Origin of the sequence: Lentibacter sp. XHP0401, from assembly GCF_025751535.1 — a bacterium.
Lineage (GTDB): Bacteria > Pseudomonadota > Alphaproteobacteria > Rhodobacterales > Rhodobacteraceae > Lentibacter.
This window is the reverse complement of sequence record NZ_JAOWLC010000005.1, coordinates 246,299-268,087: the sequence shown is the minus strand read 5'-3', so window position 1 is coordinate 268,087 and position 21,789 is coordinate 246,299. Positions and strand designations below refer to the sequence as shown.

Sequence of the window (21,789 nt, the reverse complement as noted above, 5' to 3'; positions counted from 1 at the left end):
GTCGCCATGCTACTTCTCCTATGTGCAGTATAGGCCAAGCCTAACCTGCTGGGTGAAGCAGCCGGTACATCCCATTAGTGACAATGTTCCGCGGCGCAGCTAATGTCAGCTTACGCGCAGGCCGAAGGGTAAACAGAGATGGTGGCGGAGCAGTCACTTAGTGACGTATTCGAAGAAAATGGCCGGGTCTGGCTTAGAAAAGCCGTTTCGGAAGAGGACCTTTCGCTTTTCGATACAGCGTGCCCTGTTTCTACGAAAGCCGGACACAGACTTGATGGTTCAAAGGCTTTGGAAGCTGCCTTGTCCGAGAATAGTTCGCTGATATGCGCTGTACGGTGCCTCGCACCAAAGACGCTGCCCGTTCGAGTTGTTGCATTTAACAAGTCGGATAATGCCAACTGGGGCGTTCCTTGGCATCAGGATCGGGTCATTGCGGTGACCGAGAAAACCGATGTTTCCGGATACAAAAATTGGTCCCATAAGTCAGGCACTTGGCACTGCGAACCGCCAGAGTCCGTCTTGGAAGAGATGTTGTTTGTACGTGTTCACCTAGACGATACCGACGAGTCTAACGGCGCGATGGAGATCGCTGTGGCAAGTCACGCGGCTGGTGTGGTTCCGTCGGCAAATGCCGAGGAAGTGGCAAAGACGTATCCGATCGAGATTTGTTCGGCCAGGCGTGGTGACGTGCTGATAATGAAGATGCTGACCTTGCACTCATCAAAGCCTGCAACAGTTAAAGCGGGACGCAGGGTGTTGCGCCTAGATTTTTCGTCATCGCAATTGCCGCCGCCTTTGTCGTGGCATCGGCCTTCTACCAGAACCTGACATTCGCAATTGAAAGACCAAGGTCCGTTCCGTCCCGCAAAGCAGCCTTACCGCGTGGGCTGAGGTGTGCCTTCGCCGCGATAGTCGTAAAAACCGCGGCCTGTTTTGCGGCCCAGCCAGCCTGCGGCGACATATTTTGCGAGCAGCGGGCAGGGGCGATACTTGGTGTCGGCCAAACCGTCGTGCAGCACGTTCATGATGGCGAGGCAGGTATCGAGGCCGATGAAATCGGCTAGCTCCAGGGGGCCCATCGGGTGATTGGCGCCGAGTTTCATGGCGTTGTCGATCGAGGCGACATTGCCGACACCTTCATAGAGTGTGTAGCAGGCCTCGTTGATCATCGGAACGAGAATGCGATTGACGATGAAGGCGGGGAAATCCTCGGCGCTGGCGGCTGTTTTGCCAAGCTTTTCAACCACGGCGAGGCAGGCCTGATAGGTGTCGTCATCGGTGGCGATGCCGCGGATAAGCTCGACCAGCTGCATGAGAGGCACGGGGTTCATGAAGTGGAAGCCCATGAACTTTTCGGGCCGGTCTGTGCGCGCGGCGAGGCGGGTTATCGAGATGGACGAGGTGTTGGAGGTGACGATGGCATGTTCGTTCAGATGCGGCACGAGGCCTTCCAGGATCTTGATTTTGATCGCTTCATTCTCGGTGGCGGATTCGATGACGAGATCAGAAGTTCCGAGAGCGGCGACATCAAGCGAGGTGTTGATGCGTGTGAGTCCGGCTTGCATATCGTCTTCGGATATCAGCGAGCGCGAGACCTGCCGCGCCATGTTTTTCTCGATTTTGGCGAGAGCGGCTTTGAGCGCATCTTCGTTCAGATCGTTGAGGATAACATCATAGCCCGCAAGCGCCATGACATGTGCGATCCCGTTGCCCATCTGGCCTGCACCGATGACGCCGACTGTTTTGATATCCATGATGCTCTCCCGCAGTGTTGCTTTCAGACAATAGGCCGCGTCCCGACAGGGCCGCAAGGCGAAAGATCAGGCGATATTTGTGGAGGATTTTATCTGTTAGCAAATTGGAAAGACCGCTCGCGCAATTCTCATTGTCGGGTGAGTTAACATAGTGGTGGGAACCATGTCTTATGAGAGAATAGGGGGCGCAGGCCTCGACTATCGCCTTTGCGCGTATGATGGATCACGGCTGGCGTTTCGCGGGCCGAAGAGGGAGCTGGACGAGCCTTACGTGGCTGTTCTGGGCGGGACGGAGACCTTCGGGAAATTTATCCCGCGGCCCTATGCCGACCGTCTGGAAGACAAGCTGGGGAGACCCTGTCTGAACTTCGGGGTGATGAGCGCCGGGCTTGATGCTTTTGCCAGTGATCTTGGCGTTTTGAGTATGGCTGCGCGCGCCGAGGTTGTGATTGTGCAGGCCATGGGTGCGCATAGGCTTTCCAACAGGTTTTATTCGGTGCACCCGCGCCGCAACGACCGCTTTTTGCGCGCCTCCGATGCGATGCAGCGGCTTTTCAAGGGGGTCGATTTTACCGAGTTTCACTTTACCAACCATATGTTGCGCGAGCTGGCGGTGCGCCAGCCCGACAGCTTTGTGTTGTTGGCGCAGGAGTTGCAGCAAGCCTGGGTCGCGCGGATGCGTCAGCTTGTCGAGCGGCTTGGAAAGCCGGTGGTGCTGCTCTGGATGGCAGACCATGCGCCCGAAGAGAAGCGTGGCTTTGCCCATGTGGCGAGTGCGCCTTTTGCGGTGACGCAGGACATGCTTGAGGCGTTGAAAGGCCAGTTGGCAGGGTGTGTGATTTGCTCTGCAAGTGCGGCGGCGCTGGCGCGGGGCGAGGAGGGGATGCTCTATGCCCCGCAAGAACGGCAGGCGGCGTTGCACCTTTTGGGGCCTGCGGTGCATGAAGAGGCGGCGGAGGCTTTGCTGCCTGTCGTAGAAGGGCTTTTTACGCGGCGTTGAGCCAAACGCGAACAGCCGTTTCAAAGGCGCGGGGGCGCTCGGCGTGGAGCCAGTGGCCCGCCTCGGGGATTTTGGCAAAGCGGGCTTCGGGGAAGAGCGCTTTGATTTTGTCACGATGCGCGCGGGTGACGTAATCGGAATTTGCGCCGGTGAGGAAGAGAGCGGGGCCGGTGAAGCGGGTCTCGACTTCGGGAAAGCCGAGGATGTTTGGCATATTGGCTTCGAGCGCCTCAAGGTTGAGCCGCCATTCACGGGCTTTCACATCAAGCGATTGGGTGAAGAATGAGGCCAGTGTCGGGTCATTCACCAGTGGCAGGAGCGCGGCTTGGGCCTCGGCGCGGGTGTCGATCTGGCCAAGGTCAAGCTTGCGCATGGCATCAATATATTGCTGCTGGGAGTGGCCATAGCTGACGGGTGCGATATCGGCCACGGTGAGGCGGTTGACCAGATCGGGGTGCGTGAGGGCAAGCAGCATGGCGGCTTTGCCGCCCATGGAATGCCCTAGCACATCGGCGCGGCCACCGTTTGCGCGGATGACTTCGGCAAGGTCATTCGCCATGGCCTCGTAGCTGTGGTCATGCGCGTGCAGTGAGCTGCCGTGGTTGCGCATATCAACGGCGATGACTTCGCGCTCGTCGGATAGTCGCTTGGCGATAACGCCCCAGTTGCGCCCCGAGCCGAAGAGGCCATGAGCGATGAGAAGCGGGGGCGCAGAGGTTTTGGAGCCATGGGTGATGGTATTTAGCATGGGGGAGTGATAAGTCATTTGCGCAACAAAAGAAAAGACCAAGTGAGCCGTGGCAACGTGATTGAGCCGAACCGTCTGAGCCTTATGGAAACCGAACTGCGCGCGCTGATGGCGTCGCATCTGGGTGTTGACAAGCCGACGCTGGCAAAGGCTTTGCACACTGCGGGGCGCCGACTGCCCAAGCGGCAGCGGGTGAACGGCGCGTTGATTGTCGATGCGCTGGAAAGGGCCGAGCACCCGGGGCTTTATGCGCAACTCGATGAAAAGCAGATCAGCCGTGCGCATACAGATATTGTGGCGCATCTGAAGCGGATTAACATCTCCGAGGAGAAGATGCGGCGGATTATTCGCATCGGTTCGGCGGTGGCGTTTAACCTGCTGTTTGTGGTTGGAGCAGTTATTGCGCTGCTGCGGTGGCGCGGGTTTGTTTAAGCTTGGCGAACGGCAAAGAAAAAGCCCGCGTGCCTGAGGCTGCGGGCTTTTTTGGCTTTCAGTGTGGGGTGGTTTAACGCGCGTAAGCGTCGGCAAAACCTGCACGGCGGGCCGTGGCCACGGCCGCCATCACCTGATTTGAGTTGAACGGGCCAGCCATGACAAGGCGGTAGGATTTGCCGCCTTTATTGAGAGTGCCCAGACGTGCAGGCAGGCCTGCGGCGGCGATGCGTTGTGCCGCGCGCTGGGCGTTGGCCGGATTGGCGAACATGCCGACCTGCACGTAACGGTTGCCTGCTGTCGCAGCGGCTTTCTGCTGCTTGCGTTGGGGCTGAACCGCTGCGGCAGGTTTGCTGCGTGACGAGGTTGTGAGGCCCATGGCGGCGTTTTGATCGGCCATGCTGGTGTAGGGGTAACGCAGCTGCGGGAAGAGGTTGTTCACCACGCGGCCCGTGTCTTTGATATAGAGCTTGCGGGGCAGCGTGCGCGTCCAGATTAGATCGGACTGGCGAATGCCATTGACCGTCATATGCGCACGGTTGGGGTTGAGGCGGTCATCATCCCATGCCTTGCGGTAGCCTTCGGGCACTTTCGCCGTGACTTTGGAGCGCTGCTGTTCGTTGTAGACATGGCGCGGCACAACGCGGGTGTTGCCCGGAGCGTTGATCTGGCCTGTTTGCGGATCGCGGGTAACGATGCGCTGGCCTGTTTGCTTCTGAGCCGAAATAACGCGCTGCTGCTGCACAGGTTGCTGCACGACACGTTTCTGGACTGTCATGCGCTGACCATTGCGGACAACTGTGACGGGCTGGCGCTGAATGGTAACCGCGCCAGCAGAGGGCGACTGGCCTTGCGGGCCGCAGCGCACACCTTCGCCCGAGCCGGCATATTGCGCGCTGATGCCTGTAAAATTGGAACAGCTTGAATTGCGCGTGACGATTTGTTGTTGGCGCTGAACCGGCCGCTGTTTGACGACGCGTTGCGGCGCAGGCTGCACGCGGCGCACTTGCGGTTGCAGAGCAGGCTGGGTGCGCACGACGCGCTGTTGCTGTGCCGCCGGGCGGATGATTTGCGGCTGAGCGGCGACCACGCGGGGCGCGGGCTTGGCCTGACGCTGCACAGGTTGTTGCTGCTTGCGCACAACAGGCTTCGTCGTTGGCGTTGCGTCGGCCACGCGAGGGGCAGGCTTGGGCGCTTGTTTTGCAATGGGAGCGGGCGCAGGTGTTGCGTCGGCCTTCGGCACGATTTGTGTAACCTTGCTTGATGAGGCGGCTTGCGTGTTGTTGGCTTCCTGCCCACTGAAGGTTGGTGCCATGCCGCAGAGCAGCTTGCGCGAGCGCGAAACCCGTGGAATCCAGTTTACGCGGCCATCAATGCCGGCGCGCACGAAGGCGCAGCCGTTGTTGTCGATGAACTGTTTGCCCTTGAAGGACGCGGGCGGGAAATTGGCCGGCCCATCGACGTTGCGCAAGGCCTGCGCGTGGGCTGAAGAGAGGCCCAGAGAAAGGATAAATGCGCTTAGCGCTGCGACTCGTTTAAAGTTCATGTCTTGCCCCCACAAGTGTCTTATGACCATGCCTTATTGGCACAGACGAGTCTAGCAGCGAATAGGGATTTATGCGCTATTTTGTGCCGAACATGCGGTCACCCGCATCCCCTAGCCCCGGAACGATGTATCCTTGCTCGTTCAGGCTTTCGTCGAGAGAGGCTGTGATGATATGAACATCGGGGTGCGCTTCGGCCATGCGCGCCACACCTTCGGGGGCTGCGAGGAGGCACAGGAAGCGGATGCGCGTGGCGCCTGCTTCTTTGAGAAGGTCAATCGCGGCGACGGAAGAATTACCTGTGGCAAGCATCGGATCAACCACGAGCACATCGCGGTTGGCGATATCCTCGGGGACTTTGAAATAGTATTGCACGGGCATCAGCGTTGCCTCGTCGCGGTAGAGGCCGACAAAGCCGACGCGGGCGGAGGGGATGAGATGCAAGAGGCTGTCGAGCATACCGTTGCCTGCGCGCAGGATCGAAACGAGCGCGAGCTTTTTACCCGCCAGATAGGGCGAGCTCATCATCTGGAGCGGTGTTTCGACATCACGCATTTCAAGCGGGAGATCACGGGTGGCCTCATAGGCGAGGAGCTGGGCGATTTCACCCAAGAGCTGACGGAAGTGCGCCGATGGTGTGGACTTATCCCGCATGAAGCTGAGTTTGTGCTGCACCAGCGGGTGATCAACGACTGTCAGGTTTTGGCTCATCTTGTGTCTCGCTTTTATGTTTTGCACATCACAGGAAGCTTTCCCCTGTGCCGCGCTCTTTCAGGCCAAGATGCTGCGCCACGGAGGCTGCAACATCGGCGAACTTGATTTGTCCTATCGCACCAGTGCCCACGCCTGCAACCAGAACCGGCACACGCTCGCGGGTGTGGTCGGTTCCTACCCAGGTCGGATCATTACCGTGATCGGCGGTTAGGATGAGCAGATCATCGGGTTTGAGGCGGGGCAAGAGTTTGCCAAGCTCCGTATCGAACCACTCAAGCTGGCGGGCGTATCCCGCAGCATCGCGGCGGTGACCGAACTCTGTATCAAACTCGACGAAATTTGCGAAGGTGAGGGAGCCTTCGGGAGCATTTGTGATGCGCTCGTGAAGGTTTTTCATGAGGTCTACATCGGGGCCTTTGATGGAGGTGTCGATGCCTTTCCTGGAAAAGATATCAACGATTTTGCCGATGGCGTGGGTTTGGCAGCCAGCGCTTTGCGCCCAGTCAAGGAGCGTGGGCGCGGGGGTGGCCATGGCATAGTCGCGGCGATTTTTGGTGCGCTTGAAGCCGCCTTCGGAGCCAACGAAGGGCCGTGCGATGACGCGGCCCACTTTGCGAGCGTGCAGGTGCGGGGCAAGGTCTTCGCAGAGTTTCAGCAAGCGGTCGAGGCCGAAGTATTCTTCATGTGCTGCGATCTGGAAGACCGAGTCGGCGGAGGTGTAGCAGATGGGCCAGCCTGTGCGGATATGCTCGGGGCCCAAGCGCTCGATGACTTCTGTGCCGGAGGCATGGGCATTGCCGAGGATATCCTCGGTTCCCGCGAGCTGTTTGACGAGATTTGTGATGTCGTCGGGAAAAGCGGGTGAGGTATCGGGGAAATAGTGCCACGCCCAAGGAACAGGGACACCTGCAAGCTCCCAATGGCCTGAGGGTGTGTCTTTGCCGAGGCTCACTTCGGTGGCGGCGGCGTAGCGGCCTTTGAGCGCTACGGTTTTTGGCAGGGGCAGGCCGGAGGCGAGCGTTATAGCCTCGCGCAGGCCGAGGCTTTCCATGTTGGGAAGGTTCGGTGCGCAGGCTTCATAGATGTGGCCCAGCGTATTTGCGCCTGTGTCGGGGGTTGTGCCGTTGAAGAACCTGTCGGCATCGGGCGCGCCGCCGATGCCTGCGGAATCAAGCACAACGAGGAAGGCACGGGGCATCAGACGAGCCTTTCAAGGATGAGCGGTTGCGCGGCGGGAGCTGTGCCGATGTGTGCGGCTTTGAGCACCGCACGCTCGGCCTCGAGTGCCGCGCTTTCGCGGCTGGCGTGGATGCGCGCGATGGGCTCGCCTTTTTGAACGCGGGTTCCGAGGGGGAGCAGATCGGAGAGACCCACGGCGTGGTCTATGCTGTCGGTCTCGACTTGCCGCCCGCCGCCGAGAGCGACCACGGCGAGGCCGAGCGCTTCGCCGTCGTAGGAGGAGATGTGGCCCGATTTCGGGGCCTTCACTTCGCGGATGATGTTGGCTTCGGGCAAAAAACGCGACCAGTTTTCAACAAAGCCGAGCGGGCCGCCTTGTGCGCGGATCATGCGGGCGAAGGCTTCGGCGGCTTGACCCGAAGTGATGGCGGTGGCGATTTTGGCTGCGCCATTATCGGGGTTTTCCGCGAGGGCGGCATCGGACAAGAGCTGGCCGCCGAGCGCGGCTGTGATCTCGAGCAAGCGGGACTGCTGGCCTGTGGTGAGGGTGTGCATGACCTCGGACACCTCAAGCGCGTTGCCAAGGCTCGGCACGAGCGGCTGGCTCATATCCGTGATGAGAGCGGAGGTTTTGCAGCCTGCGGCATTGGCTGTGCTGACGAGCGACTGCGCCAGCGCGCGGGCTTCATCAGCGGTTTTCATAAACGCACCAGAGCCGCACTTTACATCAAGAACAAGGGCTTCAAGGCCAGCGGCGAGTTTTTTGGAGAGGATGGACGCGGTGATCAGGTCGAGGCTTTCGACCGTGCTTGTGACATCGCGGATCGCGTAGAGGCGCTTGTCGGCGGGAGCCAGTGTGGGCGAGGCAGAGACGATGGCGAGGCCGTTATCGCGCACGGTTTGCCGGAACCGGGACATGCTGAGCGCTGTTTTGAAGCCGGGGATGGATTCGAGCTTGTCGAGCGTGCCGCCTGTGTGGCCGAGGCCACGGCCCGAGACCATGGGGACATAGCCGCCACAGGCTGCTAGCGCAGGCGCGAGGAGGAGCGAAACACAGTCGCCGATGCCGCCTGTGGAGTGTTTATCGATGACGGGGGCGGGAAGATCCCACTCCGTCACATCACCGCTGTCTCGCATGGCGAGGGTGAGGGCGACCGAGTCTTCATGGGTGAGTTTGGAGAGCACAACACCCATGGCAAAAGCGCCTGCCTGTGCATCGGAGACGGAGCCATCGGCCAAGCCTTGGGCGAAGGCTTGCAAGGACGCTTCACCTATCGGCTGGCCACGGCGCAGGGCGGCGAGGAGCGCACGGGTGCTGCTCATGCCTTGTCCATATGCTCGTTGGCGAAGGCTCCGGGGAGCAGCTCGGCGAGAGTGTAGCCCTTTTCAAGCCCTGCGGTGGTTGCGAGGGTCACGCGGGTGTCGGGCTGACCGAATTCCATGAGCTTCTGGCGGCAGCCGCCACAGGGGGGCACGGGCGCGGGGCTGTCAGCGATGACATAGACTTCGGTGAGCTGTGTTTGCCCGGCGGCGACCATGGCCGCTATGGCCCCCGCCTCGGCGCAGGTGCCTTCGGGGTAGGCGACATTCTCGACGTTGCAGCCGGCGAAGACCTCGCCCGAGGCGGCGCGGATGGCCGCGCCCACCTTGAAGTTGGAATAAGGCGCATAGGCGTTATCGCGCACGGCGCGAGCGGCTTCGGATAATGACATTTTGTGCCTTTCATTTTCTTTTGCGACAGTTTGGGAGAGAGTGGCGGACGAGTGCAAGGGGAGATTCTTGCCGGTACACCTCAGAAAGCGAAATTTGGCTTCACATTAATTGGTTTAATGTTAAACTACTTTGAAAACGGTTTGGCCTGCTGGGGCTGTTGGGAGACATCATGAGAGTAGACAAGAACGAAACGGCCCGCGAGGCAGCGCTGAATTACCATGAGTTTCCGCGCCCCGGGAAGCTGGAGATCCGCCCGACCAAGCCCATGGCCAACGGCCGCGACCTTGCGCGTGCATACTCTCCCGGCGTGGCGGAGGCCTGTCTCGAGATTGAGAAAAACCCGGCAGATGCAGCGCGTTATACGGCGCGCGGCAATCTTGTGGGTGTTGTGACAAACGGCACGGCTGTGCTTGGGCTTGGCAACATCGGTGCGCTGGCCTCAAAGCCCGTGATGGAGGGCAAGGCTGTGCTCTTCAAGAAATTTGCGGGAATTGATTGCTTTGATATCGAGGTGAACGAGAGCGATCCTGTGAAACTCGCCGAGATTGTCTGCGCGCTGGAGCCGACCTTTGGTGCGATCAACCTTGAGGACATCAAAGCGCCTGATTGCTTTATTGTGGAGAAGATCTGCCGTGAGCGTATGGGCATTCCTGTTTTTCACGATGACCAACACGGCACGGCTATTGTTGTGGGTGCTGCGGCGACGAATGCGCTGCATGTGGTGGGGAAGAAATTTGAAGACATCAAGCTTGTCAGCACCGGCGGCGGCGCGGCGGGGATTGCTTGTCTGAACCTTTTGCTCAAGCTCGGGCTGAAGCGTGAAAATGTCTGGCTTTGTGACATTCACGGGTTGGTTTATGAGGGTCGCGAAGAAGATATGAACCCGCAAAAGGCGGCTTTTGCCCAGAAGAGCGACAAGCGCACGCTGGATGAAGTTGTCGATGGGGCGGATATGTTCCTCGGGCTGTCCGGCCCCGGGGTTTTGAAGCCCGAGCATGTGAAAAAGATGGGCAAGCGCCCTGTGATTTTTGCGCTGGCAAACCCGACACCCGAGATTATGCCAGACGATGTGCTCGCTGTCGCGCCCGACGCGGTGATGGCGACAGGGCGGTCTGACTATCCGAACCAGGTGAACAACGTGCTGTGCTTTCCGTTTATCTTTCGGGGCGCATTGGATGTGGGCGCGACCGAGATCAACGATGCGATGCAAATTGCCTGTGTTGACGGGATTGCCGCGCTGGCCCGCGCCACCACAAGCGCGGAGGCGGCCGCGGCCTATAAGGGCGAGGCGCTGACCTTCGGGGCGGAGTATCTTATTCCGAAGCCGTTTGACCCGAGGCTCTCGGCTGTTGTGAGCTCGGCTGTGGCCAAGGCGGCGATGGAAACGGGCGTGGCGACCAAGCCTTTGGATGACATCGAGGCTTATAAGGAGCGGCTGAACGCCTCTGTCTTCAAGTCGGCGCTGCTCATGCGGCCTGTGTTTGAAGCGGCGAGCCAAGCGTCGCGGCGGATTATTTTCTCCGAGGGCGAAGACGAGCGCGTGCTGCGGGCGGCGCAGGCTATTTTGGAAGAAACCACCGAGAAGCCGATCCTGATCGGGCGTCCTGAGGTGATCGAGGCGCGCTGCGAGCGCTTCGGGATCAAGGCGCGGCCCGGTGTGGACTTCGAGTTGATCAACCCCGAGAACGACCCGCGCTACCGCGACTTTTGGGGCAGCTACCACGAGCTTATGGCACGCAAGGGGGTGACGCCTGATCTGGCCCGCGCGATTATGCGCACGAACACCACGGCGATTGGTGCGATTGCGGTGCATCGTGGCGATGCGGACAGCCTGATTTGCGGCACGTTCGGGGAATTCCGCTGGCATTTGAACTATGTGACTCAGGTTCTTGGCAGCCGTGAATTGCGCCCTCATGGTGCGCTTTCGATGATGATTATGGAAGACGGCCCACTGTTTATTGCGGATACGCAGGTGCACACCTTGCCGACGCCAGAGCAAATTGCCGAGGCGGCGATCGGGGCTGCGCGCCATGCCAAGCGCTTTGGCGTTGAGCCGAAAGTGGCGCTGTGCAGCCAGAGCCAGTTTGGCAACCAGACTTTCGGCTCGGGCGAGCGGATGCGTGCAGCGATTGAAATTCTGGACGCCGCCCCGCGTGACTTCCAGTATGAAGGCGAGATGAATGTGGACACGGCGCTTGACCCCGAGTTGCGCGAGCGGCTCTTGCCATCGAGCCGCCTTGAGGGCGCGGCGAATGTGCTGATTTTCGGCCATGCGGATGCGGCTTCGGCAGCGCGCAACATCCTGAAGGTGAAGGCAGGTGGGCTGGAAGTTGGGCCTATTCTGATGGGAATGGGTAACCGTGCGCATGTTGTGAGCCAAGGGATTACGGCGCGCGGCTTGCTGAATATGGCTGCGATTGCGGGAACGCCCGTGAAGAGCTACGGCTGAGGCGGGTTAACAGGGAGTCGGTTTGCAACTTTGCAAACGTGCGTGGTTTTCCTGTTAAGACAGGGGTAAATTCGAGTGTTTGCAAAAATTTGCAGTAATTATTGCAAAATATTTGCGCCAAACTGCCGCGCATTGTGACTCCTTGCTTGCCTAAGGGTCAGGCTGGCCTTTACCTCTGCTATCAAAGTGGAGGAGAACACTATGGGCTATAAAGAGTTGTATGCCGGCTGGAAGGCCGACCCCGAAGCCTTTTGGATGAAGGCTGCCGAGGCGATTGACTGGGATGAGAAGCCGAGCCGAGCGCTTTTTGACAAGGGCAACAACCTTTACGAATGGTTTTCCGATGCCAAGTGCAACACCTGTTGGAACGCTGTTGACCGCCATGTAGAAGCCGGACGCGGCGAGCAGACGGCGATTATTTATGACAGCCCGATCACCCACACCAAGCGTGAAATTTCTTATGTCGAACTGCGCAACCGCGTAGCCACGCTGGCGGGCGCGCTGCGCGCCAAAGGGGTCGAGAAGGGCGACCGCGTCATTATCTACATGCCGATGGTTCCCGAAGCGCTTGAGGCAATGCTCGCCTGTGCGCGGCTCGGGGCTGTGCACTCGGTTGTGTTTGGCGGATTTGCGGCCAACGAGCTTGCAGTACGGATTGATGATGCAACGCCCAAGGCTATTATCGCGGCGTCCTGCGGCCTCGAGCCGGGGCGCGTTGTGCACTACAAGCCGCTTTTGGACGGGGCCATCGAGATGGCCAAACACAAGCCCGAGTTTTGCGTGATTTACCAGCGCGAACAAGAGGTTGCCGAGCTGATACCCGGGCGAGATGTAAACTGGCACGGGTTCCAGTATGGGGTTGAGCCTGCGGAGTGTGTGCCTGTGGAGGGCAACCACCCTGCGTATATTCTTTACACCTCGGGCACGACTGGCGCGCCCAAAGGGGTGATCCGCCACACGGCGGGGCAGCTTGTTGCGTTGAACTGGACAATGAAGAATGTCTACAACGTGGACCCCGGTGATGTGTTCTGGGCGGCGTCGGATGTGGGCTGGGTTGTGGGGCACAGCTATATTGCCTATGCGCCGCTTATTCATGGCAATACGACGATTGTGTTTGAGGGCAAGCCTGTTGGCACGCCTGACGCGGGCGCATTCTGGAGGGTGATTTCGGAACATAAGGTGAAGAGCTTTTTCACCGCCCCCACGGCTTTCCGCGCGGTGAAAAGGGTGGATCCGCAGGGCGAGTTCATCAAGAAGTATGACCTGAGCTGCCTGAAAACTGTGTATCTTGCAGGTGAGCGGGCGGATCCTGACACCATTGTCTGGGCGCAGGACCAGCTTAAAGTGCCGGTGATTGACCACTGGTGGCAGACCGAGACGGGCTGGGCCATCGCGGCGAACCCTGTGGGTGTCGAGATGTTGCCTGTGAAGCTTGGCTCGCCTTCCGTGCCGATGCCCGGGTATGAGGTGCATATTCTGGATGAAGCCGGCCACGAGCTGCCTGCGGGTGAGCTTGGCGCGATTGCGGTGAAGCTACCGTTGCCCCCCGGCACGTTGCCGAACCTGTGGAACGCGGAAGAGCGGTTTCAGAAAAGCTATCTCAGCCACTTTCCCGGCTACTACGAAACGGGTGATGCGGGGATGATTGACAAGGACGGTTACCTTTACATTATGGCGCGCACCGATGATGTGATCAACGTGGCGGGCCACCGCCTCAGCACCGGCGGGATGGAAGAGGTTCTGGCCAGCCACCCTGATGTGGCAGAATGTGCGGTGATTGGTGTGAGTGATGACCTGAAGGGCCAGTTGCCTGTGGGCTTTTTGTGCCTTTCAAGTGGGGTAAACCGCCCGCATGATGAGATCGTCAAGGAATGTGTGACGCTTGTGCGCGAGAAGATCGGGCCTGTGGCGGCGTTCAAGCTTGGTTGTATTGTCGAGCGCTTGCCGAAAACCCGCTCTGGCAAGATTTTGCGCGCGACCATGGTTTCGATTGCCGATGGCAAAGCCTTCAAGATGCCGGCGACGATTGATGACCCTGATATTCTCGATGAAATCAAGGTCGCGTTGCAAGGGATTGGCTACGCCAAGTAAGCCGGTTTTACGATTTTCCGATGAACTGAGGCCCGCCGTTTTGTGCGGGCCTTAGCTTTTGAAACGCTTGCATCGCCGGGGTGGTGCGCCTAGGCTCGGGCCTATGAAACATGTACCCAAAGATACCACCGATGATGCGCTCATTCAGGAGTTTCTGAACAAGGGTGGTGAAGTGAAGGTTGGCAAGACGAAGCCTGCGAACCCAGAGCTTGGCCTGAGCAACAATCAGTGGAACAACAAGCTGACCCGCGAAGAAAAAGCGGCGCGCGACGGCAAGAAGTGAAGCTCGCGGCGGGCGTTGCGCTTGTCTTCGGGTTGCTTACCGTCTTTTCAGGCGGGCGCGCGCTGTTTGGCGGGGCCGAGGCGCGTGCGGCTGTAGGTGATGCTGTGCCGTTTGTGTTGTGGTTCAATTTTCTGGCCGGATTTGCTTATATCGTGGCAGCCGTGGGCTTGTGGCGCAGGTTGCCTTGGGCGCGCGGGCTGGCCATTGGCATTGCCGGTGCGACCTTTCTGGTGTTGCTGGCGTTCGGTGTGCATGTGCTGCTTGGCGGTGCGTACGAGATGCGCACGATGGGCGCGATGCTGTTGCGCACGGGCGTTTGGGCCGCGATTGCTTATGTGGCGCAGAGGGCGATGCGCGTTTGATCAGACTGTGAGCTGCGCGTCTGATATAGCTTGCAGATATTCGTCGGAATAATCCACTTCGATCTCGATCCAGACGGGGAGGTGATCGGACATTTCGTGGGTGCACCATTTGGGGTATTCGCGTGCCCAGTTGCCATAGGGTTTACCAGTGTCGGGGCGCTCGCGGATGCTCATTGCGGTGGCCTCATAGGCGGCTTCCTCGCTTGGTTTGAAAACCGAGGTGCGCCAGTCGAAGGCGCCGTAGCGCAAGAGGCGGGCTTCGTCTTGCGGGCCTGTGAATGTGATCTGATCGTAGGTTTTATCGCCTGTGAGGTTGGTCGCGCCGAAGAGCGGAGCGATGTAGCCCTCTTCGAGCAATATCTGGAAAGAGCGGTCTGTGACTTTGTCGATGTTCATGTCGCCAAGGAAGATGTGGACTTCTTCGGTATCCTTCGCGCGGGATTTGAGCAGGCGGGCGATGGCCCCGATTTCATCTTCACGCAAGGGGCGGCCATCGGCCTCTTCATAGACGATGTGCGAGGAGCATAGGGTGAACTTGAACCAGCCCGCCTGAAACGCGGCAAAGAACGGCGTGCGCCCGATTTGCTCACCGCCGGGCAGAAGATCATGCGGGAAAACGAGCTCGCCGATGAGGTTGCGAAAGCTGACGCGGTTGCGGTTGTAGAGGAAGGCCATGCGCTCGTGATTGCCGCGGCCAGAACCGGAACTGTCGTTGATGAAAAAGTCCCAGTTGGAGCCGAGGAGCTTGACGAGGCGCTCAACGCTTTCGATGTCTTTGACCTCTTGCACGGCGCAGATATCGAAGTGGTCGATGATTTCGGCTATGTAGTGAAAACTTTCGCGCAGACGCGGGCGGCCACCGTCAAAGTGGCGGATGTTCCATGATCCGAGAATGAGGGAATTTGGCTTGCGGGTGGCTTTGATCTGTTCGGCCAAGTCGCGGCGCAGGGCGAGGAGATGATCGGCGATCCAGCCTGCTTCTCCCGGTTTTTTGCGGCCCTCGGGGTAGAGGATATTGTTTTTCAGAAGTCCGTAATAAGCCATGACGCGCCCTCCTTTTGGGGGAAGGTAGCATAAAAATCAGGAGGGATGGGAAGTTTGGCTGAACGGCCCTTCGGGGAGGATATTTGGAGCAAGAAAAAGCAGTGAAGGCGGCGCGAATTTTAGACAAATTGTTCGCGGATCAGGCGTTCTTCCAGGCCGTGCTCGGGATCAAACAGGATGCGGTGCGTGATTTCGGGATCGGAGCGGATTTGCACTTTGGCGACATCAAGGAAGGAGTTGCTATCGGCATCGGCCATGACGGGGCGCTTGGCGGGGTCGGTCACCTCGATTTCGACGGTGGCTGACTTTGGCAAGAGTGCGCCGCGCCAGCGGCGGGGGCGGAAGGGGGCAATGGCCGTGAGGGCCAGAACATCGGAGCCGATGGGCAGGATGGGGCCGTGAGCGGAGTAGTTATAGGCGGTGGAGCCTGCGGGCGTTGCGACGAGCGCGCCGTCGCAGACCAGCTCTTCCATGCGCAGGCGGCCATCGACGGTGATGCGCAGTTTGGCGGCTTGGGGCCCCATGCGCAGGACTGAGACTTCGTTGATGGCCAGAGCTTCGTGCACCGTGCCGTCGGTGCTGGTGGCGTGCATGGCGAGGGGGTTGATTGTGGTTTCTTCGGCGGCTTCAAGGCGCTCCATCAGGTCGGCCTCGTGGTATTCGTTCATCAGGAAGCCGACTGTGCCACGGTTCATCCCGTAGACGGGGGCGGGCAGCGCTTGAGTGCGGTGCAGGGTTTGCAACATGAAGCCGTCACCGCCGAGCGCCACGATGATATCGGCCTCGGCCTCGGGGACATCGCCATAGCGGCTGACGAGGGCGGCGCGGGCGGTCTGGGCCACGGGCGCGTCCGAAGCTGTAAAGGCGATTTTCAGGGCCATGAGGGGGCTTTCTCGTTTCCTATAGGCGGCAAGGTTAGCCTATTAAATCAGCTTGTCCACCAGCGGACCGCGGATTTGGCGTAGCGATGTGGAGAATGGTCGGAATTGGTGTTCCTTTTTCGGGATGTTTCCAATAGGAAACACTGGAATCGGAAGTCATTTCATAAGGAAGCACCATGTCTGATAAAGGTTTCTTCACTGAGGCGCTGGCCTCGCGCGACCCTGAACTCTGGGGCGCGGTTGAAAGCGAGTTGGGACGCCAGCGCGACGAGATCGAGCTGATTGCCTCGGAGAATATCGTCTCTGCCGCGGTGATGGAGGCGCAGGGCACTGTGCTGACCAACAAATACGCCGAGGGCTATCCGGGACGGCGCTATTATGGCGGCTGCCAATATGTTGATGTGGCTGAAAACCTTGCTATCGAGCGCGCCAAGGAGCTGTTTGGCTGTGGCTTTGCCAATGTGCAGCCGAACTCCGGTTCGCAGGCCAACCAAGGTGTGTTTCAGGCGCTGTTGCAGCCCGGCGATACGATTTTGGGCATGAATCTTGCCTCGGGCGGACACCTCACGCATGGTGCGGCGCCGAACCAGTCAGGCAAGTGGTTTAACGCGGTGCAATACGGCGTGCGCAAGCAGGACAATCTGATTGATTATGACGAAGTCGCCGAGCTTGCGCGAGAGCATAAGCCCAAGATGATCATTGCGGGCGGCTCGGCCATTCCTCGGGTGATCGACTTTGCCAAATTCCGCGAGATTGCCGATGAGGTGGGCGCTTACCTGCATGTCGATATGGCGCATTTTGCCGGCCTCGTGGCAGCGGGCGAACACCCCTCGCCGTTCCCTTATGCCGATGTGGCAACGACGACGACTCACAAGACATTGCGCGGCCCACGCGGCGGGATGATCCTGACGAATGACGAGGCGTTGGCCAAGAAGTTCAACTCCGCGATTTTTCCGGGGATTCAGGGCGGCCCCTTGATGCATGTGATCGCGGCGAAAGCTGTGGCCTTTGGTGAGGCGCTGCGCCCCGAGTTTAAAACCTACATCAAACAGGTGCGCGCCAACGCGGTTGCGCTGTCGGACCAGCTGATGAAGGGCGGCCTCGACATTGTGACAGGTGGAACCGATACGCATGTGATGCTGGTTGATCTGCGGCCCAAGAAAGTGACGGGGAACATCACCGATGCGGCCCTTGGCCGCGCGCATATTACGACAAACAAGAACGGTATTCCGTTTGATCCTGAAAAACCCACGGTGACGAGCGGCATCCGTCTCGGAACGCCAGCAGGCACGACTCGCGGCTTCAAAGAGGCCGAGTTCCGCCAGATTGCCGACTGGATTGTTGAAGTGGTCGACGGACTGGCCGCCAACGGGCCTGACGACAACGAGGCTGTGGAAGCCAAAGTGCGTGGTGAAGTGGCCGAGATGCTGAAAAATTTCCCGCTGTATCCGAACCTCTGACGTTTGGATGGCGGGTGAGCATCCACCCTACGGAATTATGAAACCCCCGGTGGTCACATCGGGGGTTTTTGTTTGGTGTGGGCGTGGTAACTCGGGTAGGAATAACGGCGGCAGGAGAGTGCAATGAACCAGTGGATTAAAACGGCGATCGAGAAGATCGAGGCGGACAACCAGCGCTCGGCGGATACCCATCTTTTCAAGCTGCCCCTGCGGGAACTCGACGGGATCGACATTTACCTGAAAGACGAAAGCACCCATCCGACAGGTAGCCTGAAACACAGGCTGGCACGGTCGCTTTTTCTTTATGCTTTGTGCAACCGCAAGTTGGATGAAAACACGACTGTTATCGAGGCTTCATCTGGAAGCACGGCCGTGTCCGAGGCGTATTTTGCGCAGATGCTGGGTTTGCCTTTTGTGGCGGTCATGCCGCGCTCGACGGCGCAGAGCAAGATTGACCTGATCACCTTTTATGGCGGGCGCTGCCACTTTGTGGACAGTGCACCGCAGATGCACGGAGCGGCGGAGGCGCTGGCGGAGGAAACCGGCGGCTATTTTATGGACCAGTTCCTTTATGCCGAGCGCGCGACCGACTGGCGCGGTAACAACAACATTGCCGACAGTATTTTCCGGCAGATGAAGCACGAGCCACATGCAGTGCCTCATACCATTGTGATGAGCGCGGGAACCGGCGGAACTTCGGCCACGCTTGGCCGCTATATTGTTTACAAGGGGTATGACACGCAGCTTATGGTTGTGGATCCTGAAAACTCGGTGTTTTACGACAGCTTTTGTGCGCGGGATGACAGCCTGCGTGCCGAATGTTCGAGCCGCATCGAGGGGATTGGGCGGCCACTTGTTGAAAAGTCGTTTCAGCCGGATGTCATTGACGAGATGCTGCAAGTGCCTGACGCGGCGAGTGTTGCAACGATCTGGTGGCTTGAGCGTCTAATCGGGCGCAAGGCGGGGGCCTCGACGGGAACGAACCTTTGGGGTGCGCTTGCGGTTGCGCAGCGGATGCAGGAGGCGGGGGAGCGCGGCTCTATCGTGACGCTGATGTGTGACAGCGGGCAGCGCTATCTGGACACCTATTACAACGCAGATTGGGTGCATGCCAACTTCAAGGATGTGGCCCGTTACGAGGCTGAATTGAGCAAGTGGAACTGAGACATGCAGAACGGATTTTCTGACGACATTATGAATGACGTGCGCGGACGGTTTGCGCATGTGGAGAGTTGCCCGTTTGAGGGGCCGCGCGTTTTTTTTGAAAACGCGGGCGGGGCTTTGACGCTGAATTCGGTTGTAGAGACCAGCGCGAAGTTTGCCGCGATTCCAGACAATCAGGGCCGCGCCAATGCTGCGAGCCGTGCGCTTGTGGAGATAATCGAGCGTGCCAAGGCGGATATGGCTTTGATGATGAACGCGCCCGGCGGGCAGTTTTTTGTGGGCGAGAGCGGCACGGAGCTTTTGTTCCGTTTGATTATGAACGCCTGTCTGGCGCGCAAGGGACAGGGCGTTGTGGTGAGCTCGACGCTTGAGCACCCTGCCTCGCGATCCGCTGCGGCGCGCTGGGCGCGGGAGGCGGAGTTGCACCATGTTGTGATTGCGCATGATGACGCCAGCGGCACGATTGAGGCGCAGGCCTATGCAGATGTTGTGACGCCTGACACCGTTGTGGCCACGATTTTACATACCTCGCCGGTGACGGGAATGGGCGTTGATGTGGCGGCCGTTTCGCGCGCCATACGGGCCACGGCGCCGGAGTGTCTGATTATTGTCGACGGAATCCAGCACGCGGCGCACGGGGCTATTGACCTCACGGATTATGATGTCGATGGCTATGTGATCAGCCCTTACAAGATGTTTTCGCGCCACGGCTACGGGCTTGCGTGGATGTCGGAAACGCTGGAGCGCGTGGCGCACAACAGCCTTGATGGCGGGCCTGAACTGAACTGGGAGATGGGCACGCGCGACACGGGCGCTTACGCGACTTTGAGCGATGTGTGCGGGTATCTCGAGTGGCTCGGCGGCGTGGTGTCAGGTGCAGAGGGGCGCCGCGAGCGGATCGTTGCGGCGGGCGAGGCCATCCATGCGCAGGAAAAAGCGCTGACCGATGCGATGATTGACGGGGTGGGCAACCTTGCCGGCCTGCGCGAGATGGAGCGGGTGAGCATCCTTGGCGGGGCGGACAATGATGCGCGTGAGGGGCTTGTTTCGCTTGTGGTCGAAGGTGTGCCTTCAGTCGAGGTTGTCGAGCGGCTGAATGCGGCAGGGATCAGGACGCATTTGCGCAAGGCAGATCATTATTCGGGGAATATCCTTGACCCGCTTGGCCTTGACGGCTGTGTGCGGGTGTCGATGTGTCACTACAATTCGGTGCGGGATGTTGCGCAGTTTCTAGCGGTGATGAAGGATATTGCCGGTTAAGGTTTCGAATTGGCTTCGCCAATCCGACCCACCGGGGGGCAGCCCCCCTAGATTCAAAAGCCGTAGGGCTTTTGAATCCTACCCCCCGAGGTATTTTGGAACAGAAGAAGGGCTAGAGCGCGTTTTGGCGGGCTTTGTTCGGGGTTGTGCCTGTCCAGCTTTGGAAGGCGCGGAAGAAGGAATTTGTATCGCGGAAGGCGAGAAGGTAGGCGATTTCGGCTGTGGAAATGTCGGGGTGGGCGAGATAGGTTTTTGCGGCTTTCAGGCGGGCTTGTTTGAGCAGAATCTGGAAACTGAGCCCTTCGCTTGTGAGGCCGCGCTGGAGCGAGCGGGGCGACATATGCAGGCGGGAGGCGGCTTCGCTCAGTCTGGCTTCGCCTGCGGGGAGCATTTCCAGCAGGATGTTGTGAACACGCTGGCCAAGGGGGGCTGATGACGGTTTGGTCGCGAGTTCGCGGATGAGCATTGGCTCGAGTGTTTTCAGCAGGGCGGTATTGGCCGAAAGCAGGGGGCGTGCAGCATCTTCATGGCTGAGACTTATGGTGAGGTCGGGGGCCGCCGTGGGCGTGATGCCGCAGAAGTCCCGCTCTCGCGCAGAGAAGCCGTTCAGATCGGGCAGGGCGATTTCGAGCGGAATGATGGCGGCGCCCGTGCTTTGGCGGAAGGTTGTGAGAAAATATGCCAGCTCGAAGCGGGCCAGATCGGGCGGGACTGTGAGACCCTCTTGGGCGGGCGAGATGCGGACCTGAAGGCCTTTGGCCGTGTCACTGAGGGTGATCGAGAGGGGAGCGACCAAAGGCTTGAAGAGTGCAAGGCGCGTGAGCCCGTCGCGCAGGGTTGCCGAGGCGGAATAGGCCAGATGACAGGGTGTAAAGGCTTTGTTGGCGAAGGCTGTGCCAAAGTCGAGTTGCGCGTCGTGGTTGTCTATTTCGGCGGTGGCGGCAGACCAGATACTAAAGAAATGTTCTGCGTCAACTTCGGTTTTAGGCTGCGACAGGAAGCTTTCGGGAAGGCCGGCACGGCGCAGAACGCGGGCGGGTGAAACGCCTGTGAGGCTTGAGAAATAGGCCAGAGGCTCTTGAATGGCGTAGGTTTGGGGGTGTTTCATACGAAGTATTTTCACTGACGGGGGAAATTTTGCCAGTATGGTCGGCGCGATTGGCGTGATCTGCAAGTCATTTGGCGCGATTTGCGAGTTTAACTTTGGGCGCAAGTGGCTAGATTGATCCAGACAAGTAAAAAAGGACGCGATATGCAACTGACAGTGGACGGAGCGACGCACGACTTGGACGTAGAGGGCGAGATGCCGCTTCTGTGGGTCTTGCGCGACGAGCTGGGCATCAAAGGTGTGAAATATGGCTGCGGAATCGCGGCTTGCGGGGCTTGCACCGTGCATATCGACGGCGAGGCGGTGCGCTCTTGTCAGGTTCTGGCGGAGGATGTTTGGGGGGCTGTTACCACCATCAACGGGCTTGGCACACCTGATGCGATGCATGCGGTGCAAGCGGCTTGGGAGGAACATCAGGTGGCGCAATGCGGCTATTGCCAGAGTGGTCAGGTGATGCAGGCGGCGGCTTTGCTTGCAGAGAATGCGAGCCCCAGTGATAGCGATATTGACGAGGCGATGAGCGGCAATCTGTGCCGCTGCGGGACGTATCCGCGCATCAGGGCGGCTGTGAAGACAGCGGCCAAGACGCTGGCGGAGGGCTGA

At 59.3% G+C, this 21,789-nt stretch carries 21 protein-coding genes; 11 read left to right on the top strand and 10 right to left on the bottom strand.

Annotated features, from left to right (window positions below; translation table 11 throughout):
• Positions 1-138: 138 nt before the first annotated feature.
• Complete coding sequence (locus tag OE750_RS09095) at positions 139-828, top strand: phytanoyl-CoA dioxygenase family protein (RefSeq protein WP_263763721.1); 690 nt, start codon at positions 139-141, stop codon at positions 826-828.
• Between the two features lie 47 nt (positions 829-875).
• Here the strand turns inward: OE750_RS09095 and OE750_RS09090 are convergent, their stop codons facing one another.
• Positions 876-1,754, bottom strand: a complete 879-nt coding sequence (locus OE750_RS09090; protein ID WP_263763719.1) for a 3-hydroxybutyryl-CoA dehydrogenase — start codon at positions 1,752-1,754, stop codon at positions 876-878.
• Positions 1,755-1,917: 163 nt separating this feature from the next.
• Between OE750_RS09090 and OE750_RS09085 the strand changes: the two genes are divergently transcribed.
• Complete coding sequence (locus tag OE750_RS09085; RefSeq protein ID WP_263763717.1) at positions 1,918-2,754, top strand: DUF6473 family protein; 837 nt, start codon at positions 1,918-1,920, stop codon at positions 2,752-2,754.
• Here OE750_RS09085 and OE750_RS09080 read toward each other — a convergent pair.
• Positions 2,741-3,502, bottom strand: a complete 762-nt coding sequence (locus tag OE750_RS09080) for an alpha/beta fold hydrolase (RefSeq protein WP_263763715.1) — start codon at positions 3,500-3,502, stop codon at positions 2,741-2,743. The genes OE750_RS09085 and OE750_RS09080 overlap by 14 nt on opposite strands.
• Before the next feature lie 18 nt (positions 3,503-3,520).
• On the opposite strand from OE750_RS09080, the gene OE750_RS09075 reads away from it, so the two are divergent.
• Positions 3,521-3,934, top strand: coding sequence for a hypothetical protein (locus OE750_RS09075; protein WP_263763713.1), 414 nt, complete (start codon positions 3,521-3,523; stop codon positions 3,932-3,934).
• Positions 3,935-4,007: 73 nt separating this feature from the next.
• Here OE750_RS09075 and OE750_RS09070 read toward each other — a convergent pair whose 3' ends face one another.
• The 5 genes from OE750_RS09070 to OE750_RS09050 all read right to left on the bottom strand — a co-directional run bounded on the left by OE750_RS09070 (position 4,008) and on the right by OE750_RS09050 (position 9,140).
• Positions 4,008-5,480: an SPOR domain-containing protein gene (locus OE750_RS09070; RefSeq protein WP_263763711.1), complete on the bottom strand. Its 1,473-nt coding sequence runs from the start codon at positions 5,478-5,480 to the stop codon at positions 4,008-4,010.
• Between the two features lie 76 nt (positions 5,481-5,556).
• Positions 5,557-6,189 (bottom strand): uracil phosphoribosyltransferase, encoded by a 633-nt coding sequence (gene upp / locus OE750_RS09065; protein WP_263763710.1) that lies wholly within the window; start codon positions 6,187-6,189, stop codon positions 5,557-5,559.
• 28 nt (positions 6,190-6,217) lie between these two features.
• Entirely contained in the window at positions 6,218-7,390 is a 1,173-nt protein-coding gene (locus tag OE750_RS09060) for a phosphopentomutase (RefSeq protein WP_263763707.1), read from the bottom strand.
• On the bottom strand, positions 7,390-8,694 hold the full coding sequence (locus tag OE750_RS09055) for a thymidine phosphorylase (protein WP_263763705.1): 1,305 nt from the start codon (positions 8,692-8,694) through the stop codon (positions 7,390-7,392). The genes OE750_RS09060 and OE750_RS09055 overlap by 1 nt, the downstream gene beginning before the upstream one ends.
• Positions 8,691-9,140, bottom strand: a complete 450-nt coding sequence (locus OE750_RS09050; RefSeq protein WP_263763704.1) for a cytidine deaminase — start codon at positions 9,138-9,140, stop codon at positions 8,691-8,693. The genes OE750_RS09055 and OE750_RS09050 overlap by 4 nt, the downstream gene beginning before the upstream one ends.
• Positions 9,141-9,253: 113 nt before the next feature.
• On the opposite strand from OE750_RS09050, the gene OE750_RS09045 reads away from it, so the two are divergent.
• From OE750_RS09045 to OE750_RS09030, 4 genes are all read left to right on the top strand, one after another.
• A complete protein-coding gene (locus tag OE750_RS09045) occupies positions 9,254-11,533 on the top strand; it encodes an NADP-dependent malic enzyme (protein ID WP_263763701.1) in 2,280 nt (759 codons plus the stop codon).
• A 201-nt stretch (positions 11,534-11,734) separates the two neighbouring features.
• The gene (gene prpE / locus OE750_RS09040) at positions 11,735-13,624 is read left to right on the top strand and encodes a propionate-CoA ligase PrpE (protein WP_263763699.1); all 1,890 of its coding nucleotides are present in this window, start codon (positions 11,735-11,737) and stop codon (positions 13,622-13,624) included.
• Positions 13,625-13,727: 103 nt separating this feature from the next.
• Positions 13,728-13,907 carry a hypothetical protein gene (locus tag OE750_RS09035; RefSeq protein WP_263763696.1) on the top strand — a complete coding sequence of 60 codons (180 nt, stop codon included), beginning with the start codon at positions 13,728-13,730 and terminating at the stop codon, positions 13,905-13,907.
• Complete coding sequence (locus OE750_RS09030; RefSeq protein ID WP_263763695.1) at positions 13,904-14,269, top strand: hypothetical protein; 366 nt, start codon at positions 13,904-13,906, stop codon at positions 14,267-14,269. Before OE750_RS09035 ends, OE750_RS09030 begins: the two co-directional genes overlap by 4 nt.
• Here OE750_RS09030 and OE750_RS09025 read toward each other — a convergent pair whose 3' ends face one another.
• Together OE750_RS09025 and OE750_RS09020 are read right to left on the bottom strand one after the other, a co-directional pair.
• A complete protein-coding gene (locus OE750_RS09025; protein ID WP_263763693.1) occupies positions 14,270-15,313 on the bottom strand; it encodes an endonuclease/exonuclease/phosphatase family protein in 1,044 nt (347 codons plus the stop codon).
• Between the two features lie 119 nt (positions 15,314-15,432).
• Positions 15,433-16,194 carry an NAD kinase gene (locus OE750_RS09020; RefSeq protein WP_263763691.1) on the bottom strand — a complete coding sequence of 254 codons (762 nt, stop codon included), beginning with the start codon at positions 16,192-16,194 and terminating at the stop codon, positions 15,433-15,435.
• Positions 16,195-16,370: 176 nt separating this feature from the next.
• Between OE750_RS09020 and glyA the strand changes: the two genes are divergently transcribed.
• From glyA to OE750_RS09005, 3 genes are all read left to right on the top strand, one after another.
• Positions 16,371-17,654 carry a serine hydroxymethyltransferase gene (glyA, locus tag OE750_RS09015; protein WP_263763689.1) on the top strand — a complete coding sequence of 428 codons (1,284 nt, stop codon included), beginning with the start codon at positions 16,371-16,373 and terminating at the stop codon, positions 17,652-17,654.
• Between the two features lie 123 nt (positions 17,655-17,777).
• Positions 17,778-18,818 (top strand): PLP-dependent cysteine synthase family protein, encoded by a 1,041-nt coding sequence (locus OE750_RS09010; RefSeq protein WP_263763687.1) that lies wholly within the window; start codon positions 17,778-17,780, stop codon positions 18,816-18,818.
• 3 nt (positions 18,819-18,821) lie between these two features.
• A complete protein-coding gene (locus OE750_RS09005; protein ID WP_263763686.1) occupies positions 18,822-20,078 on the top strand; it encodes an aminotransferase class V-fold PLP-dependent enzyme in 1,257 nt (418 codons plus the stop codon).
• 112 nt (positions 20,079-20,190) lie between these two features.
• Here OE750_RS09005 and OE750_RS09000 read toward each other — a convergent pair whose 3' ends face one another.
• A complete protein-coding gene (locus OE750_RS09000) occupies positions 20,191-21,186 on the bottom strand; it encodes an AraC family transcriptional regulator (protein WP_263763684.1) in 996 nt (331 codons plus the stop codon).
• Positions 21,187-21,330: 144 nt separating this feature from the next.
• Here OE750_RS09000 and OE750_RS08995 point away from each other — a divergent pair, with 144 nt between their 5' ends.
• Positions 21,331-21,789: a (2Fe-2S)-binding protein gene (locus OE750_RS08995; protein WP_263763682.1), complete on the top strand. Its 459-nt coding sequence runs from the start codon at positions 21,331-21,333 to the stop codon at positions 21,787-21,789.